The following is a 16,164-nucleotide window of genomic DNA, read 5'->3' on the forward strand; positions in this document are numbered from 1 at the left end:
CGGTTTAAGTACTCACTTCAAGTCGACGGGGAGCTTTAAGACCTGCGGATAAAGCGCTTTTCAGCCGTGTAAAAACAAAAATGCCCGGCTAGGCCGGGCGTTAGAGTGAGGTTTAACGTTTTATAAACGATTACTCTGGTGTGCTTTCCGCTGTAGATTCACTGTGGTGTCCACGACGCTCATGATCACGCTTGCCGTGAGCGCCGTCACTTTGGCGGCGCTCGTCATGCATCTCGCGCATAGCATCGCGCAGCGCTTGTTGCTCGTCTTCGGTTAGGATCTCGGCCACTTGAGCTTGGTGCTCTTCGCGTAGCGACAGCATGGCATCACGGTGTTCAGCGTGTGCTGCGTTTAACGCCGTTTGCTGCTCTTCGCTTAAACCGGCGCGTTGATAAGCTTCTTGGCGGTACTCTTCCATGCGTTCTTGCATTGCTTCTCGGTCAATAGCTGCATTGCTATGGTGGCTGGCATTGGCGCTGAAGGCTAAAGGCATAAGGGCCACGGCAAGCAGTGCAGGAGCAAATAATTGGCGAAGTGACATGTTCATAACATCTCTCTTTTTAGTTAACGATTGTTTGATTGACGGTGTCAGTATCGTCGTGCCAAGTGCAAGCCGTTTGCATAAAGTGTGCAACAACCAAGGCCTTATGTGCAGATGCCATTCGTTTGCTACGGCTCAAGTGTCACAAGCTTTCTGTTGTGTGTAACAGCGATAAATGCGGGCATTGTGTTTTTGAGTTGTCTGATATTGAGTGATAATTAGACTTTGGTTGTATTTTTGTGTCATGCAAGGTTGGTGACAGTTTCGTGGGGTAGCGTTTTAGGCTGACAGAGTAGGACCTGTGTCAAAAACCACACAAACTTATAAAAAAGAGAGCCTCGCTATGCTTAAGATTAAATCCTTGTTGGTAGGAGCCACTGCCGCTATTGCTTCGCTGGCCGTGGTGTCGCCCGCTATGGCCGATAGTTATCCTGAACGTCCGCTTAATATGGTTGTGGGGTTCGGTACCGGTGGTAGCGCCGATCGCCTTGCACGCCTCATGTCTGGCTATATTGCAGAAGAAGTTGGCGTCCCTATCCAAGTGACCAACCGTCCTGGTGCAGGCACTCAAGTAGCCTCTAATTATGTATTGAACGTCCCCGATGACGGTTATACGGTTTACGCTTCAACGTTTGCACCTTACCTGACAAATTCAATCTTGACCGGTGGTGCAGAGTTTAGTGTCGATGATTTTTCTTATATCAATTTCCAGTGGTTCGATTTAGACCTGATTGCTGCAAATAAAGACAGTGGCTATGAAGACCTGCCCAGCCTGCTAGAAGCGATCCGCGAAGAAGAGGGGCAAGTACGCGGTGCAGTGGTTCAAGGCTCTGCTGGTCACTTAATGGTGCGCTTGCTACTTGATGAAGCAGGTATTCCCCAAGATAACCTCAACTTGGTGACCTATAACAGCGGTGGCGAAGCTCGTTCAGCGGTAGCAGGTGGGCAAGTGGATTTCGTCTCGATTAGTGCCCAAGGCAGCGAGGGTATTCGTGAGTTTTTAACCCCGTTGGCGATTGTCAATGATGAGCGCATTGAGCAGTGGGATGCGCTGCCTATCAATGAAGCGCTGGCGCCGATGAACCTTGAGGTACCCATTCTTCAGGGCTCAATGCGTGGGTTTGCAGTGACCAGTGAAATGGAGCGGCAGCATCCTGAGCGTTTTGAGAAGCTCTCCTCTGCCATTCAAAGTGCGCTTGCTCGCAAAGATGTTCAAGAGCAGCTTGAGCGCAATGAAATGGGCGGCGTTTGGGTAGGCCCAGAGCGCTCCAACGAGCTGATGAGTGAAAACTATCAGGTGTTTGAAAAGTATGCGCACCTGCTTAACTAACTTTCACGACCAGATTTTTCATAAATAAGTTTTTCGAACAACTTCTCCGAACTAATCCTTCCATGATGGCTGGCCCCTCACATTAATGAGGGGCCAGTATGGGGTTTTACCATGTCTGAATGTAAACGTGACTATGGGGACTTTATCGTTCTCATGGGGTTGGCTGGCTTTACACTATGGTATTTATTAGACGCCATAAGCGTATCTGCCAAACCGCAAAACCTGCTGCTTATATTGCCACTTGCCGTTATCGTGCTAGGGATTATTGCACTTGAATTGATCCTGCGTATCAAACACGGCTCGCTGTTTCGCTCCTCTGAAGAAGAACCACTGCATAAAACATTACCTGTTGTGGGCCTCTTCGCCGGCTATGTATTGTCGCTTGAAACGATAGGCTTTGATATTGCCACCGTAGCATTTCTGGCGTTTTTTCTGATCCTTAAGGGTGAGCGCAACTGGCTGTTGGTCGGTGGCTATAGTGTTGCTTTTGGGCTGAGTGTCGCGTTCTTTTTCTCGCAGATGCTGCCGTATCCGATGACGCTACTGCTGCTTCCAAACTGAGGAGATACCATGATTGATTTTGGCGCAGTAGGGCAGAGTTTGGATCTGCTTTTTTCTAGTTTTGGCCCTTGGCTGGTGGTAGTGCCGGGTATCGTACTGGGACTTATTTTTGGTGCAACACCAGGCCTGCAGATATCAATGGCGATGGCCATTTTTCTGCCGATGACCATGTATATGGACTTCATCCAAGCCATGTTGTTTCTCACCGCTATTTTTACCGGTGGCTCATTTGGTGCTGGTATACCAGCAATTTTGATGAATATACCCGGTACGTCTTCGGCGATTGCCACTGCGTTTGATGGTTATCCGATGGCACGTAAAGGGCAGCATAATCAGGCGCTGGGGGTTGCGTTAGCATCATCGGTAGTCGGTGCACTGATGGGCTACATTGTGTTGTTTTTTATGATACAGCCGCTTTCCTACCTAGTGCTGAGATTGGGGCCAGCAGAGATGTTTGTGGTGATTCTCTGGGGAATGACGCTGATTGCGAGCTTAAAAGGCGAACAGGTGCTTAAAGGCTTGATTGCAGGATTTGTCGGGCTGCTAGTGGGGACGATTGGGTTTAGCGAAATTGGTTTAGCACGTGGGACGATGGGACAGACTTACCTTTTGGACGGCGTTCCTGTTATACCTGCCATGATGGGAATGTTTGCCGCCTCAGAGCTATTTAAGCTAGCAAATAAAGGCTTCATCGTTGAATCTGCCGATGCTCGTAAGGTTAAGGTAAGTGAGATCTTCGAAGGTTGTAGGATGGCGATGCGTTATCCCGTTGTGATGATTCGAGGTGGTTTGATCGGGGTGTTAGTAGGAGCTGTGCCTGGTGTGGGCTCATCCGTGTCTAATCTGCTCTCTTACATAGAAACTAAGCGCCGTGATCAGAACCCCGATTCCTTTGGGAAGGGCAATCCGAAAGGGGTCGTGGCGTCTGAGGCGGCTAACAGCAGCTCCGAAGGGGGCTCGATGGCAACACTGCTGGCACTTGGGATTCCCGGTGGTGGCGCTACAGCGGTAATGTTAGCGGCGTTTGCTATGCATAATATCACTGGCGGCCCGCAATTTATTCGCCAACAAACCGATGTGGTTTACGCGATCATCTTCGCTAACTTTGCCCAAGTATTTTTATTGGTAATTATTGGCTTATTGTTTATTCCGCTATTGGCCAATATTGTCAAAGTGCCCATGCGCTACTTGATCCCTTCTGTATTGGTGCTTGCGATAATGGGATCTTTCGGGCTAACCGGCAATATGACAGGGCCTGCGACGGTGTTGGTATTTGCGGTGATCGGTTGGATATTCCGTCACTATGGCTACTCTGTACCCGCCGCCGTGATTGGCATGTTACTGGGCTCGCTAGCTGAAAAATCATTACTTCACTCCTATCAAATCAGCGGTGGTGATATTACCTACGTTTTTGAGCGCCCAGTCACGTTAGCAATTTTTGCACTGTTGCTAATCTCGCTGTTCAGCCAACCGCTTATGAGGCGTCTCAAAGCACGCCAAGCAGCTATTCAGCATTGATTTGACATGCTGCAACCAACTGTCCGACGTTGAACTGCTACCTCGCACCCACAATGTAGGGTGCGAGTTGCCAATGCCTCTGCTATGAAGGGAATGCTACAGAGACTGTAAAACCGCCCTGTGGTCGGTTGCCTAGAGACAGTTGTGCCGAATGAGTAATCGCAATCTGCTCTACAATAGCCAGCCCCAGCCCGCTACCAGGGGAGTGTTTGTTGTGGCGGAAAAAGCGCTCTGTCAATTTGTAGATTTGTGCTTCATCTACGCCAGTGCCTTCATCGCTCACCGTTAATATTACTTGGCCTACGTCAGCTGTTAGGGCAACGGTGATGACGCCCTGGTAAACATGCTCTCCACCTGCATGCAAGCTGGCATTCTCAATTAAATTGGTGACTAACCAGCGCAACAAAATAGGGTCGCCAATGACATTAGGTATTGCTTGATGTTTTTCAAATGCGAGCTCTTGGCCTTGCTTATAGATAGTAGGGGCCGTTTGAGCGCAGGCTTCCTGACAAATCGCTACTAAATCGACATTCTCCAAATGAGATATATCAACCAACTCGCTGCGTGTTTTGGCATATTTCAGCAGTTGCTTCACGGTGTGGCTGGCATGTTCGGTGATGCGTTGAATCTCTTTTAGATTAGTCTGCGCCGGTGAGGGAAGGGGGGTTTTAAGCGATACCTCGGTTAACGCGCGAATCTCTGAAATGGGTGTTCTAAGCTGATGCGAAACATCGGCATTGAGCTGTTGGGTGCTTTCAATGCTGCGCCGCATTCGCTGCATCAAATGGTTAATGCTCTGGATGAGTGGCAAAATTTCTTTGGGAGCGGCATCATCCAAGGGGTGTAAGTCATTGGGCGAACGTTGTCGTAACGCTTGGCTTGCCATACTCAGAGGCGCTAGACCTAGATGAATGGCGAATAGGGCAATGGAAATTGCCAGCAGTCCTGTTACGGCCATTAACCCTGAAAGCGTTACCATAAAGTCATTAGTGAGCGTGTGGCGCGCTTCTTTTGATTCGGCTACCACTATTTCAATGTCTACCGATTCATCGCCTCGGTAAAAGGGCAGTGTAAGCGCCACGGCGCGTAATGCATTACCTGCATAGTCTACGTCATAAAAAATGGGTTCTTGAGATGTTTTGGGCGGATCTGATAAACCGCTAAAGCCTGCGATCATGCCTCCTTCAGACTCTTTAATGCGATAAAATATTTTCCCATCGCCTCTACTGCCAAGTGTACTAATGCTGAAGTAGTGCATATTGATGCGCAGTTCACCATCCACCGTGTAAATTCGGCGCTCCAGCCGCTGGGCTGCGTTAAGTAGCAGGTCATCAAAGGTGGCATTAATTTGCCGAGATAACAGCAGATGACTAGAGATCAATGCCAAGATCGCAAGGGCAGTGAAAGGCAGTCCAATCCATAAAAGCAGCCGGCTGCGGATTGATTGGCGTTTACTCATCGCCAGGAGCTTTCACGTCTTTGGGTTTGCAGTCTTTAGCTTCCAGGTAATAGCCCAGGCCGCGTACCGTTTTTAAGCCGAAATCGTAGCCAATTTTTTTACGAATCCGAGAGATGTAAGTTTCTACTGCAGCGTAGCTAACCGACTCATCGGAGGTAGATAGGCGGTCGATAATTTGATCCTTATTAACGAGGCGATTTTGGTTTATCAGCAGGTATTCCATAACTTCTAACTCTCGGCGGTGCAATAGCAAAGGTTTTCCATCTAGGCGCAGCTCCATGGCATCGGGAAGAAACTCTAAGCGCCCACATTGTAGTGTTTCTCCACCAAAGTGTTTGGCGCGTCGTACCAGTGCCCGCGCCCGCGCTGCGACCTCTTCCAGTGAAAAAGGCTTACATAAGTAGTCGTCTGCACCTACTTCTAGGCCATGTATGCGCTGATCAAGACTGTCTCGTGCTGAGATGATCAAGACAGGAATTGTATTCTGCTGATGACGTAGCTTGCGCAGTAGGGAGATGCCGTCCAGTTCAGGTAGACCGAGATCCAACACCAACAGATCGTACCCACCTTGCTCAAGAATATGGAGTGCTTTTCTTCCATCGTCGGCGACATCAATGCTAAAGGCAGCCTCAAGTAGAGTGGCTGCAATAGAGTTAGCTAAATTAACATTGTCTTCTACTACTAGCACTTTCATAAGCAATCCTGTTGTTACCCAGTGCGCTATCAATGGGGTCTGTACCATTGATATTGAGACGCTCACAGCTCACTTCATTTTGAGCCTGTCCGAACACTGACAGCCAAGACCATTCGCCTGGGTTGAGCACGAAGCCGTAGCTGAGTGTTAAGCCAGATATGATTTTGACATCACCCAGCCTGGCTTCATTTTGACCTGTGATGTCGTAGTCTTCACTGACAACTTCGTCTCCTGCGGTGAGTTTTTGCATGACTTCGTCGTCATAAATCACTAGCTGAATCGGCTCTACTGAGCGAATTCCGATGCTAGAACCGCCAAAGTCACCCGCGGCGAAACGCATCGGTACAGATACACAGTGGGCTTCATCCTGCTGTTGGGTAGGCGTTTCTCTGCTAATGAGCATGCCTCTTCCGGCAATACCTCGCAGCTGTAATAAAGCGCCTGTTTTTGGTGATTCAATGATCACCACGCCTTTTATGTCACCTGGCATCACTTGCTCATCTTGCACCGTCGAGCCTGGGCTATTAGTAGCATGGCTGTAAGCTGGCAATGTTAAAAAGACTAGCAGTGTGCACAAGAGGGTAAATAAATGGGGCTGGTTATCAACATCTTTCATTGTCTTCTCCAACTTAAAGCGTATTACCATGCTGTGGGGAATCCATATCGGTGAGAGGTGGCTCGCTCGGTAAAGTTAGTAAGATGAGCAACATCACCATGCCGATGACGGGAATCAAGATCACTGACAACCACCAAGCAGAACGCTGAGTGTCGTGCAGTCTTCGCACGGTTAAAGACAACAAGGGCAGAAAAATCGCTAGGCTGTAAATCGCTTCTATTTTCCATGTCGATTGATAGAAGGTTTCCGCTAAAGCAAACGCCATCGATACAAGGCTGTTCACTAGGAAGAACATCCAAAAAGCTGCTCGTGATGCCCTTCCTGAAAATTGTGCGTAACGCTGCCAAGCATCAAAATACCAGTGCATACTTTTCTCCTATCCAGCGGCTGTTGATGCGTAAAAAGTACGTCTTAGTTAGCGTGTCTGCGTCCTCGATCAGGTTCGAGGACGTCCAGGAAAGGGATGTAGGACAAAATGACGAGCGTTAAGCAAAGATCAATAAACCCAACGGAACGGAAATGATCGCTATTCCATTGCCTTTTGTGGTGGCCCTGCTGTTGTCTATATTGGCGGTGTTATTGTTTATGCGCCGTGAAGAATCCACGCCATCGGCGTTTGTTTTTATCGCCCTATGTGCGTTAACAACGACGGTGGTTGGCCTACGTTGGACATTTGATTGGCCGCTGTTGCGCTTATTCCAGCCTATCTTGGCGTCCTGTATTCCCGTTACCGCTTGGTACTGCTTTTCCAGTGCACACCAACGCTATAGGCTGCCAATCTGGCATGTAATACCCCCCGTATTGGTGACCTTAGGCTCCCTGACGTACCCATTCTGGCGTCCGCCTCTAGATCCTGCGTTGACGCTGCTTTATGTGGGATACGGTATCGCGCTAATTCATGCCTCGTTTAAAACGTCGCTCCCTCCCGAGCAAGTACGCTTTTCCGATATCGACAAGGCGTTAAAAGCAGAACGCATGGCGGGTGTGATGCTTTTGATGTCGGCGTGTATTGATGGCGCTCTAGTCGTTGATTTTGAGTTTTTTGCGGGTGCTCATGCACTGACGATTCTCACTATCGGCCATGCCGTATTACTGCCGATACTCGCTATTGCAGTGATTATGGTGAGCTTGAGCATCGCGCCGAGGATTAACGAAACACCCTCTCAAGACGATAAAGAAGCACCTGCAGCAGTCCCAAAAGATAAATCTCACAACCAACTCAATGACGATGGGGAAGAGGGGCTGAATGCAGCAAACCTGAATGCCACAAACCTGAATGTCAGCAACATAGTGAACAAGATAGACGTGTTACTCTCTACCCAAGAAGTATTTCTCGATCCTGATCTGAACTTGGATCGGCTCGCACGTAAAGCTTGTATACCCGCGCGGCAGATATCCGCTGCGATTAATCAGGTTTATGGGCGTAATGTCTCCCAAGTGGTTAACGAATACCGCATTGAGCGAGCAAAAATATTATTAACCACCACCGATAGCAGCATCACCCAGATCTACCTAGACTCGGGTTTTCAGACCAAATCTAATTTTAATCGGGAATTTTCCAGAGTCACCGGTCAAACGCCCAGCGCGTTTCGGCGCGAAGCGGCGGGTAAAGATACGACCTAATGGGCGCCGATGAAGGCTAGAATATCTTGGTAGATGATCTGGTGAAGTTCCTGCCGTGAGTGGCCATCACCGTCTAGGCAGATAACGCCATCGCCCGGCGTTTGCTCTTCGATTAACTCAATCGCCCCCGGTTTGCATCGTTGCATAAAGCTGAAATGGGTCGCATAGGGATAAACAATATACGTTTGCTGACTCGCTGGAATGTACTGCGCCAGAAAGCCCGACTCCTCCTCTTGCGGTGTGTCACCTATATCGACGCCGGCAGCCATGATGAGTGTCGGCGTCGTGAGGGATTGCAAACTCTGACGAGAAAAGCTGTGTGCCAACCCCAGATCTAAAGAGACAACACGCTTGATTCGATCATCTTTCAGGCTGCCCGTAGGTTCGCCTGCTTGGGGTGTATTTAAACCCAATTCCGGCATGAGGTCACAGACTCGCGGGTTCGCTTGGGTTGAGCATGCTGATGTTAATTGGCCACGATCAAACTGCGCGCCTGCTAACAACATTACCGTCCAGCCGCCCAATGAATGGCCGATGGCTGAAATGTTATGCGTATCGATATATGGCAGCAGGTAAGACTCTTTTAACAGCCAGTCCAATAAGCGAGACAGGTCGTGAGGTCGTTGCCACCATTGAGCGGCAGCTAGCGGGGAATGATCAAAACTCGTGGTGCCAGGGTGATCAAGTGACGCAACGATAAACCCCTCTTGCGCCAGCTTGGTGGCTAACCAGTTTTGATTACGCCAGTTGCCACGATAACCATGTGAGACCACAACCAGCGGAAAGGTGCCCGCTAACGGGGTGCCGCCCCGTATGGCATCCGTACCCAAAAACGCGGGAGTGTCAGCCACCTTTTCAGTTGGAGAAGTCGTGTGGGATGGGTACCAAACACTGGTTTCTAAAGGGCGATCACTGTCTGCGTATAAGATAGTTTGATCAAAGCCCACCGCCGACTGCGCAGATGCTTGATCCGTCATACAAAGCATCAATAACATCAAACCCAGCAGTATTTTCATCGCACCGTTCCTCATAGTCATTACCAACGTCATCACTATGGGGAACACCAGGACACGCAGCGACCTAAAACAGGATCAAGGACGCATCCGTGGGTTTAAAGCTCGCTAAACGACTTCTGGAATAGCTGCAACTAACGAAGAGCGACGACTACCCCTCTGGCTGATATTTATATCCAACCCCGTAAACGGAGCGAATAATCTCTAGCTCGGGCAGTGCTTCATGGATTTTTTTGCGTAGCTTCTTAATGTGGCTGTCCACAGTGCGCTCCGAGACAATGCGGTTGTCCCTATACATGTGATCCATTAGCTGCTCGCGACTGAAGATACGTCCCGGGGACTGCATCATAACGCGCAATAGTTGGAATTCTACGGCAGTGAGGCCAAGGTCGTGCCCATTGGCAAGTGCTTGCCAGCCCTCTTCATCGAGTGTCACCGGCGCTTGTGGAGTGGTGATAGAGGCGTCATCGTCTTGCGTCGCGGCTTGGCTACGGCGTAATACGGCTTTTACGCGGGCAACCACTTCGCGGGGGCTAAAGGGTTTACAAATATAGTCGTCTGCTCCTAGCTCCAAGCCCAGTAAACGATCAACTTCCTCGACTTTCGCGGTCACCATAATAATGGGTAAGTTAGGCCAGTTTTGACGGATTTCTCGACACAGCGTTAGTCCATCTTTACCAGGAAGCATGACATCTAGCAGCACTAATGCAGGGTCGTGCTGGGTTAGCCAGGGCATAACGTCGTTGCCGTTGGCAATGACTGTCGGGGCAAAATTATTGTTTTCCAGATAGTCCGCCATTAGGCGGGCAATTTTAGGTTCGTCCTCAACAATGAGCAGTGAGGCGTCTTGGGGGAAACTATTCTCAGACATAGTCAGCTCGCTTAGATTAACAGGCAATAAATAGCGGAAAGCGCAGCGTCCATTTCAGGCCGCCTAGCTCAGACGTGCCAGGCGACAGTGTTCCGCCATGGGCGTTAACTAACGCGCTAGCAATGGAAAGCCCCAGCCCGCTGCCGCCACTTGCGCGATTACGTGAGCCTTCCACGCGGTATAGGCGTTCAGTTAAGCGTGAAAGCTCGTTTTCAGGCACGCCTGGGGAACTGTCTTCCCAAGTAATCACAGCATGGTTAGTCTCGCAGGTTAATGAAACCCGTAGCTCTCCTGGTGGTTGTGTATAGGCGCAGCTGTTATCCAGCAGGTTATTCCAGAGCTGGCGTAGGCGTTGGGCATCCCCTTGTATCATGATATCGGGGGTAAGCTGGCTGGACAGTGCCAAGCCACTCTCTTCTAGCCAGCGGTCGGCATCGGATAAACGGCCTTTCAAGCTTTCGCTAAGGTTCATTGGCGCTAGCTGAATATCTAATGCGCCTGCATCACTTTGCGAAAGCAGCCTTAAGTCAGTGACCAACCGTTCCAGTTGAGCCACTTCCTGAGCAAGTGAGCTAAGATTTTCCTGGTTTAGCGGACGAATCCCATCCTGCATCGCTTCGATTTCACCACGCAGCACTGCCAAGGGGGTACGTAGCTCGTGCGCTGTGTCTGATACCCATCTTGCTCTGGCGTCACGGCTAGCTTCTAGGGTGGCCGCCAATACGTTGAAATCGCGTGCCAAACTGGAAAGTTCATCTTTGCCGCGTTCTGGTAACCGAGTGTGATAATCACCTTCGGTTAAGCGCAGCGTTGCGCCTGCCAAAGCTCGGGTGCGTCGGCCTAGCCACCAGGAAAGCCCTCCTGCCAGTAACAGCGATGCCAACCCAAGAGAAACAACAATAAGCCCCAGGTTGCGCTGCTGGCGCTCCAGAAAGCGACTTTCCATGCGCTCCATCATGTCTTGTGGAGGACGAAACCCCAGTTCGCCAATCGCCTCATTGTTTCCGCTTGAGGCCACGTTGCTATACAGGGTGAGCCACCGCCAACCGTTTGAGCCGCGTGCGCGCTCAGCAGGTGGAACGACGAAGTGGCCGTCGCTATTGCGTAAAGCGAAGTCCTGAGCTTCGCCCAAGGGGGAAGGGCGGTCACGGTGCTCCTGGCCCAGCTCAAAGCGCACAATATAGGGCCAACGTTCCGGTGATTGCTCCAACCACTTCCAGCTGCGCTGGGTTTCCCAGCGAGTAATTAGCCCATCCGCCAGCAGCCTAGCGCGCCGTTCTTGGGCTTGATTGAGATATTCTAAAAAGCCGCGATCAATGCTGTAAGTGACTGCTAAAAAAACGCTCGCTGCAATGGCTACGTTGACGCTTAAAATCGCCACAAAAAGCTTTAGACCCAGCCGAGAAGGGCGCCACTGGCGTAGCGAAGCGAACAATTTCATTAGCTGGCGCCCTCATGGCTTGGTTGGGGTGGTTTGCTGAGTCGTTCGCGCAGGTTTTCTAAACCCAAATAGAGGCAGGGCACTACCAGTAACAAGATAACCGTGGCGAATAGCATGCCAAACCCTAGCGAAATAGCCATGGGTATCATAAAGCGCGCTTGGCGAGAGGTTTCTAGAATCATGGGTGCCAAGCCTAAAAACGTGGTGAGCGTGGTCATCATAATTGGCCGTAGACGGCGGGTCGCCGCGGCGACAATCGCTTCACGAGCATCCATGCCCTCACGACGCTTACGGTTAGCATAATCAATCAGTACCAGGGCATCGTTAATTACCACGCCTGAAAGAGCCAGCATACCGAGTAGGCTAATAATCGATAATCCGAACCCCATTAGCATATGGCCCGCGACGGCCCCGACAATACCAAACGGAATAGCGGCTAGTACCAGCAGTGGCTGAAAGTAACTACGGAAAGGAATCGCCAACAATGCATATAGCGCGGCCAGCATTAACCACATGGCGTTGCGTAACGTGGCTAAATTGTCAGCAGTATCTTGTTGCCGACCGCCCATGCTGACTTCAAGCCCTGCCCAGGTATTGCTAAGCGTGGGGAAAACATCCTCTTGTAGCGTGGCGAGCACCTGGTTAATTGCTTGGTCGCCTTCCGAGTCTGCGGTCACTGTAATGATTCGCCGACCATCGATACGCTGAAGACTGCTGGAAGCTTGGCTTAACGTAATGTCTGCCACGCGTGACAGCGGAACGCTCAGGCCGTCGGGGGTCCGGATCGGCAGCCGATAAAGCTCATTAAGGCTATCGCGATCTTGCTCTGGCAGGCGTACCTCAACGCTGACTTCTCGACGGCCAATAAACTGCTCTACGGCAGTAGCACCCTGAAGCGGGCCGCGTAGCGCCTGGGCTAGGTCGCTGCCTGTTAGCCCTAACGCGCGTCCTTCGGCAGATAGGCGCATTTCGAGCTGCGGTTTGCCGTCTCCCAATCCGCTGTCGATATCGGTTAACCCATATTCAGCCAGTTGTTCAGCCAACTGCGCAGCAGCCGCTTCCAACACTTGGGTATTTGGGTGGGATAAACGCAGGCTTAGCGCTGCGCCGCTACCGGGGCCTCCGAAGTCGGACTCAAAGCGCACTGATTGCGCGCCGACTAAGTCGCCGGTTAAGTCACGCCACTCCTGAGCAATTCGAGATGGAGGCCAAGCATCTAAACTTTCTCTGGCGATATCCAGGCGCACTTGCAGGCTCTCACCATCCAGGCTGCTGCGGGTACTGCTAAAGCTGAGGGTTGCCTCGCGCTCGCTAAGTTGCTCGGCGGCATTGAGCAATTGTTGGCTTAGCTCGCGGCTAACGCTTATGTTGCTGCCAATCGGCAGGGTAACGCTGGCCTGAACTTGGTCCGATTCCACCCTGGGCATAAGTGAAAAGCCAAGCCTACCGCTCATTGCCCAGGCAAGCGCAACGCATAGTAAAGCGACGCCTAGGGATACCGTTAGCAAGCGTTGGGTAAGCGCCCGCTGTAAAAATGGTTCAAACTGCTGGTAAGTAAAGTGGTGTAAGCCCTTTTGCATACGTAGCCGAATGGCTTCTATAGGGCGCTGCCAGGCCGGTGTTTTGCGAGGTTTGCTGGCGTGGGCGAGGTGGGCAGGCAGTATAAATAGAGCTTCCACCAGGGAAATAAGAAATACCGTGATAACAACCACAGGCACGGTAGCAAAAATAAGCCCTAAAAAGCCGGGTAAAAACAGGAGTGGCAGGAACGCAACAATATTAGACAGAATCGCAAAGGTTAGCGGGGTAGCGATTTCTTGAGCACCTTTCACCGCGGCATCGCGTAATGAATAGCCCTGTTCCCGGTAGCTGTAAATATTTTCACCGACCATAATGGCATCGTCCACGACGATACCAAGGGCGATAATAAAGGCGAACATTGACATCATATTGAGTGAGACGCCAATCCAGGGCAGAAATAGCATCGCACCCAAAAATGCCGTCGGAATACCTAGCGTTACCCAGAAGGCCAGTCGTGCCTCAAGAAACAGTGCCATAAGAATTAGCACCAGTGCCAAGCCCATCCAGGCGTTCTTTAGCAGCAGATTTAGGCGGTCTTCATAGATTTCTGAGCTATCTCTGGAAACATCCAGGCGTATTCCGTTGGGCAGATTTTCGCGCAGCCGCTCCAGCTCTCCGTATACGGCTTTTGAGATACTCGTCGGCGTTTGATCGCCAATCTGATAGATATCCACCGATAAGCCCTGTTCGCCGTTGTAGAACTCCTCGCGGTCGGTCTCAGCAAATCCTTCGCTTACGCGAGCAATATCGCCTAACACAACGGGTGAACCTTGGGCGGTGGTGAGAATGGGCAGTGCGGCAAACTCATCCGCACTGTTGCGGCGTCCCTGGTAGCGAATCAACCACTCGCCTTCGGCGGTAGTGAGCTGGCCACTGGCGAGGTCGAGCGCTTCTTCAGCAATACGGCTAGCAAGCTGTTGATGGTCTAAGCCAAAGCGCTCAATAGCTTCTTCATCCAACAGCACCTGGATTTCACGTTCCCGGTTGCCGGAGAGTTCTGCTCGGGAAATACCGCTAGTGGCCTGCAGTTCTGCGCGGACATCCTCCGCGGCGTCATGGAGTGCAGCTAAGCCAACCGAGCCATACACTTGTAGGCTCACCACGCTACGAGAGCGGCCAGAGAGGGTAAAACGTGGTGGATCCGCAGCGTTAGGCAAGGTGGTGATGGCATTCACGGCTTGCTGGATATCCTGATAGGCTCGCATCACGTCAACGCCATCGATCAGCGTGGCGCTAACCACGCCGCTACCTTCGCCAGCGCTGGCGGTTAATTCATCGATGCCTTCTACGTCGGCAATGGCAGCTTCAACCGGGAGCAGCAAACTTTGCTCAACATCTTCCGGTGTGGCACCGGGATAGCTGATGCTAACTTGGATGATTTCCGTTTCAAATTCCGGGAAAACCTCTTTCTTGATGGCCAAGGATGCCATTAAACCGCCGACGATAAACAGCACCATCATCAGGTTAGGGGCAACGCCATGGTCGACCATCCAGGCGAGTGGGCCACGGCGAATCATGGGCTTTCCTCATCGCTAGCTGGGGTATCTCCACGCTGGCGAATGCGGACTTGTTGGCCTTCGCGGGGTTGCGCCAAACCGGCAATAACCACCCGTTGTCCGGGGGCTAAACCGCTGCGTACCAGCGCCGTTTCCTGCCCGCGGTAGGCTAGGGTGACATGGGTGCTGCGTAGGCGATCTTCATCGTCTACCCACCACACCTGCTCGCCGGGACGCAGTGCGGCAGAGGGCAGGGCGATGAGCGGCTCCTGGGTTGTGCTATGAAAGGCAACACGAAGCACATCGCCAAGACGCAGCGCAGGGCCATCTTGCTCAAGCGACAGCGGGTCATTAACGGCGATCAAAAGCTGCGCCTGTAAGCCGTTCTCTTCCAGGTTTGGCAGAATAGAAATTAACTTACCTTCTCTGCTTGCGCCTTCCGGCCAGCCTTGGCTGGTAAGCGTGACGCGACTGCCTGGCGTTAGCCAACCCAACATGTCCCCCGGCAACGAAGCGCGAACCCAAAACTGTTCGACGCCGACCAAGCTGAGTACTTCAGTACCCTGGCTTAACAGGGTCCCTGCACCAACCAAACGATCTTGCACCATCGCTCGCCAAGGGGCAGCTAACGTGGCACGCTCAAGATTAAGCGCCGCTTGGTCTCGCACCACGCGTGCTTGCGTTAATTGCGCTTGAGCTTGGCGTAGCTGTGGTTCACGGAGCACCAATGCACGGCGTTCAGCACTGAGTTGGCGGCCAAACGATTCATACTCACTTCGGGCGCGCTGTTGCTCCGCTTGTTCTAGTGCTAACTGTGCCTGCGCGTTGGCCAACTGCGCTTCGGCATCTTCTAGAATCAGACGTAAATCGGCCTGATCGATATAAGCAACTGGCGCTCCTTGTTCGACGACCTGACCTGGAAGAACGCCTTCGCCAAAGCGCTCTAGCTGACCAGCCACCCGACTGGCTAACATGGTGGATTTTTCTGCTTCAACTCGACCAAAACCGTTAAGCATCGGCGCTTGCAGGCGCTCTTCAGCCGTCATGACATCCACTAATGGGGGCGCTGCGGGTGGTGGCGGGCGGCGCTCAACACGAGGCGGCTGGCTGATAATCCACCAAGCTAAGGTTAAGCCGCCAACGAAAACCAATAGCGCTGCCAATGCGCCGAAACCGATACGGCCTTGTTGAGAGGGGGCGTGAAAGTGAGGGGAGGTCATTACCGCGCGGCATCCGTTGGCTAAGGGCGAAAATTCCAGAGAAAATGGCGTATGATGCTAGCATCACCGATACGCAAGCAATGATTAGGTAAGTAATGTGCAAATAGTGTGCAACCCGTTAAGCATCACTGCATCGTGCGGTTTAACTGCTGACGGGCCTACAATACCTGTCATTATTATTTTGCAAAGCACTAAATTCA

The 16,164-nt window shown here is 51.5% G+C and carries 14 protein-coding genes; 4 read left to right on the plus strand and 10 right to left on the minus strand.

Translation table 11 applies throughout. From position 1 onward, the window contains the following. Positions 1-130: 130 nt before the first annotated feature. A complete protein-coding gene (locus HVE01_RS00375; RefSeq protein WP_307725257.1) occupies positions 131-547 on the minus strand; it encodes a type 2 periplasmic-binding domain-containing protein in 417 nt (138 codons plus the stop codon). 337 nt (positions 548-884) lie between these two features. On the opposite strand from HVE01_RS00375, the gene HVE01_RS00380 reads away from it, so the two are divergent. The 3 genes from HVE01_RS00380 (at position 885) to HVE01_RS00390 (ending at position 3,950) form a co-directional block, all read left to right on the plus strand. After that, entirely contained in the window at positions 885-1,871 is a 987-nt protein-coding gene (locus tag HVE01_RS00380; protein ID WP_125751085.1) for a Bug family tripartite tricarboxylate transporter substrate binding protein, read from the plus strand. Positions 1,872-1,982: 111 nt separating this feature from the next. Next, the gene (locus tag HVE01_RS00385; protein ID WP_146941781.1) at positions 1,983-2,432 is read left to right on the plus strand and encodes a tripartite tricarboxylate transporter TctB family protein; all 450 of its coding nucleotides are present in this window, start codon (positions 1,983-1,985) and stop codon (positions 2,430-2,432) included. A 9-nt stretch (positions 2,433-2,441) separates the two neighbouring features. Beyond that, positions 2,442-3,950 carry a tripartite tricarboxylate transporter permease gene (locus tag HVE01_RS00390; protein WP_146941783.1) on the plus strand — a complete coding sequence of 503 codons (1,509 nt, stop codon included), beginning with the start codon at positions 2,442-2,444 and terminating at the stop codon, positions 3,948-3,950. Between the two features lie 82 nt (positions 3,951-4,032). Here HVE01_RS00390 and HVE01_RS00395 read toward each other — a convergent pair whose 3' ends face one another. From HVE01_RS00395 to HVE01_RS00410, 4 genes are read right to left on the minus strand one after another with little or no spacing between them, the layout of a single operon-like run. Beyond that, a complete protein-coding gene (locus tag HVE01_RS00395) occupies positions 4,033-5,409 on the minus strand; it encodes a sensor histidine kinase N-terminal domain-containing protein (RefSeq protein ID WP_146941785.1) in 1,377 nt (458 codons plus the stop codon). Then, positions 5,402-6,103: a response regulator transcription factor gene (locus HVE01_RS00400; RefSeq protein WP_125751073.1), complete on the minus strand. Its 702-nt coding sequence runs from the start codon at positions 6,101-6,103 to the stop codon at positions 5,402-5,404. Before HVE01_RS00400 ends, HVE01_RS00395 begins: the two co-directional genes overlap by 8 nt. Then, positions 6,072-6,719: a hypothetical protein gene (locus HVE01_RS00405; protein WP_186808789.1), complete on the minus strand. Its 648-nt coding sequence runs from the start codon at positions 6,717-6,719 to the stop codon at positions 6,072-6,074. Before HVE01_RS00405 ends, HVE01_RS00400 begins: the two co-directional genes overlap by 32 nt. Before the next feature lie 13 nt (positions 6,720-6,732). Beyond that, positions 6,733-7,086, minus strand: coding sequence for a DUF805 domain-containing protein (locus tag HVE01_RS00410; RefSeq protein ID WP_125751070.1), 354 nt, complete (start codon positions 7,084-7,086; stop codon positions 6,733-6,735). A gap of 152 nt (positions 7,087-7,238) precedes the next feature. On the opposite strand from HVE01_RS00410, the gene HVE01_RS00415 reads away from it, so the two are divergent. Then, positions 7,239-8,342: a helix-turn-helix domain-containing protein gene (locus HVE01_RS00415; RefSeq protein ID WP_125751067.1), complete on the plus strand. Its 1,104-nt coding sequence runs from the start codon at positions 7,239-7,241 to the stop codon at positions 8,340-8,342. Here HVE01_RS00415 and HVE01_RS00420 read toward each other — a convergent pair. The 5 genes from HVE01_RS00420 to HVE01_RS00440 form a co-directional block, all read right to left on the minus strand. After that, complete coding sequence (locus HVE01_RS00420; protein WP_146941787.1) at positions 8,339-9,358, minus strand: alpha/beta hydrolase family protein; 1,020 nt, start codon at positions 9,356-9,358, stop codon at positions 8,339-8,341. The two genes, HVE01_RS00415 and HVE01_RS00420, sit on opposite strands and share 4 nt — an antisense overlap. A 148-nt stretch (positions 9,359-9,506) precedes the next feature. After that, positions 9,507-10,226 carry a response regulator gene (locus HVE01_RS00425; protein WP_125751061.1) on the minus strand — a complete coding sequence of 240 codons (720 nt, stop codon included), beginning with the start codon at positions 10,224-10,226 and terminating at the stop codon, positions 9,507-9,509. 16 nt (positions 10,227-10,242) lie between these two features. Beyond that, a complete protein-coding gene (locus tag HVE01_RS00430; protein ID WP_125751058.1) occupies positions 10,243-11,667 on the minus strand; it encodes an ATP-binding protein in 1,425 nt (474 codons plus the stop codon). Then, positions 11,667-14,765: an efflux RND transporter permease subunit gene (locus tag HVE01_RS00435; protein ID WP_125751055.1), complete on the minus strand. Its 3,099-nt coding sequence runs from the start codon at positions 14,763-14,765 to the stop codon at positions 11,667-11,669. Before HVE01_RS00435 ends, HVE01_RS00430 begins: the two co-directional genes overlap by 1 nt. Then, positions 14,762-15,964 (minus strand): efflux RND transporter periplasmic adaptor subunit, encoded by a 1,203-nt coding sequence (locus HVE01_RS00440; RefSeq protein ID WP_146941788.1) that lies wholly within the window; start codon positions 15,962-15,964, stop codon positions 14,762-14,764. Before HVE01_RS00440 ends, HVE01_RS00435 begins: the two co-directional genes overlap by 4 nt. Positions 15,965-16,164 lie beyond the last annotated feature (200 nt).

It is taken from the genome of Vreelandella venusta (genome assembly GCF_007989605.1).
In the GTDB taxonomy this organism is placed as follows: Bacteria; Pseudomonadota; Gammaproteobacteria; order Pseudomonadales; family Halomonadaceae; genus Vreelandella; species Vreelandella venusta.

What these genes read in the sequence shown, in the direction of transcription:
- HVE01_RS00405 (WP_186808789.1), bottom strand. Translation starts at nt 6,719, where the DNA reads ATGAAAGATGTTGATAACCAGCCCCATTTATTTACCCTCTTGTGCACA.
- HVE01_RS00390 (WP_146941783.1), top strand. Translation starts at nt 2,442, where the DNA reads ATGATTGATTTTGGCGCAGTAGGGCAGAGTTTGGATCTGCTTTTTTCT.
- HVE01_RS00395 (WP_146941785.1), bottom strand. Translation starts at nt 5,409, where the DNA reads ATGAGTAAACGCCAATCAATCCGCAGCCGGCTGCTTTTATGGATTGGA.
- HVE01_RS00385 (WP_146941781.1), top strand. Translation starts at nt 1,983, where the DNA reads ATGTCTGAATGTAAACGTGACTATGGGGACTTTATCGTTCTCATGGGG.
- HVE01_RS00420 (WP_146941787.1), bottom strand. Translation starts at nt 9,358, where the DNA reads ATGAAAATACTGCTGGGTTTGATGTTATTGATGCTTTGTATGACGGAT.
- HVE01_RS00430 (WP_125751058.1), bottom strand. Translation starts at nt 11,667, where the DNA reads ATGAAATTGTTCGCTTCGCTACGCCAGTGGCGCCCTTCTCGGCTGGGT.
- HVE01_RS00380 (WP_125751085.1), top strand. Translation starts at nt 885, where the DNA reads ATGCTTAAGATTAAATCCTTGTTGGTAGGAGCCACTGCCGCTATTGCT.
- HVE01_RS00375 (WP_307725257.1), bottom strand. Translation starts at nt 547, where the DNA reads ATGAACATGTCACTTCGCCAATTATTTGCTCCTGCACTGCTTGCCGTG.
- HVE01_RS00435 (WP_125751055.1), bottom strand. Translation starts at nt 14,765, where the DNA reads ATGATTCGCCGTGGCCCACTCGCCTGGATGGTCGACCATGGCGTTGCC.
- HVE01_RS00425 (WP_125751061.1), bottom strand. Translation starts at nt 10,226, where the DNA reads ATGTCTGAGAATAGTTTCCCCCAAGACGCCTCACTGCTCATTGTTGAG.
- HVE01_RS00410 (WP_125751070.1), bottom strand. Translation starts at nt 7,086, where the DNA reads ATGCACTGGTATTTTGATGCTTGGCAGCGTTACGCACAATTTTCAGGA.
- HVE01_RS00415 (WP_125751067.1), top strand. Translation starts at nt 7,239, where the DNA reads ATGATCGCTATTCCATTGCCTTTTGTGGTGGCCCTGCTGTTGTCTATA.
- HVE01_RS00440 (WP_146941788.1), bottom strand. Translation starts at nt 15,964, where the DNA reads ATGACCTCCCCTCACTTTCACGCCCCCTCTCAACAAGGCCGTATCGGT.
- HVE01_RS00400 (WP_125751073.1), bottom strand. Translation starts at nt 6,103, where the DNA reads ATGAAAGTGCTAGTAGTAGAAGACAATGTTAATTTAGCTAACTCTATT.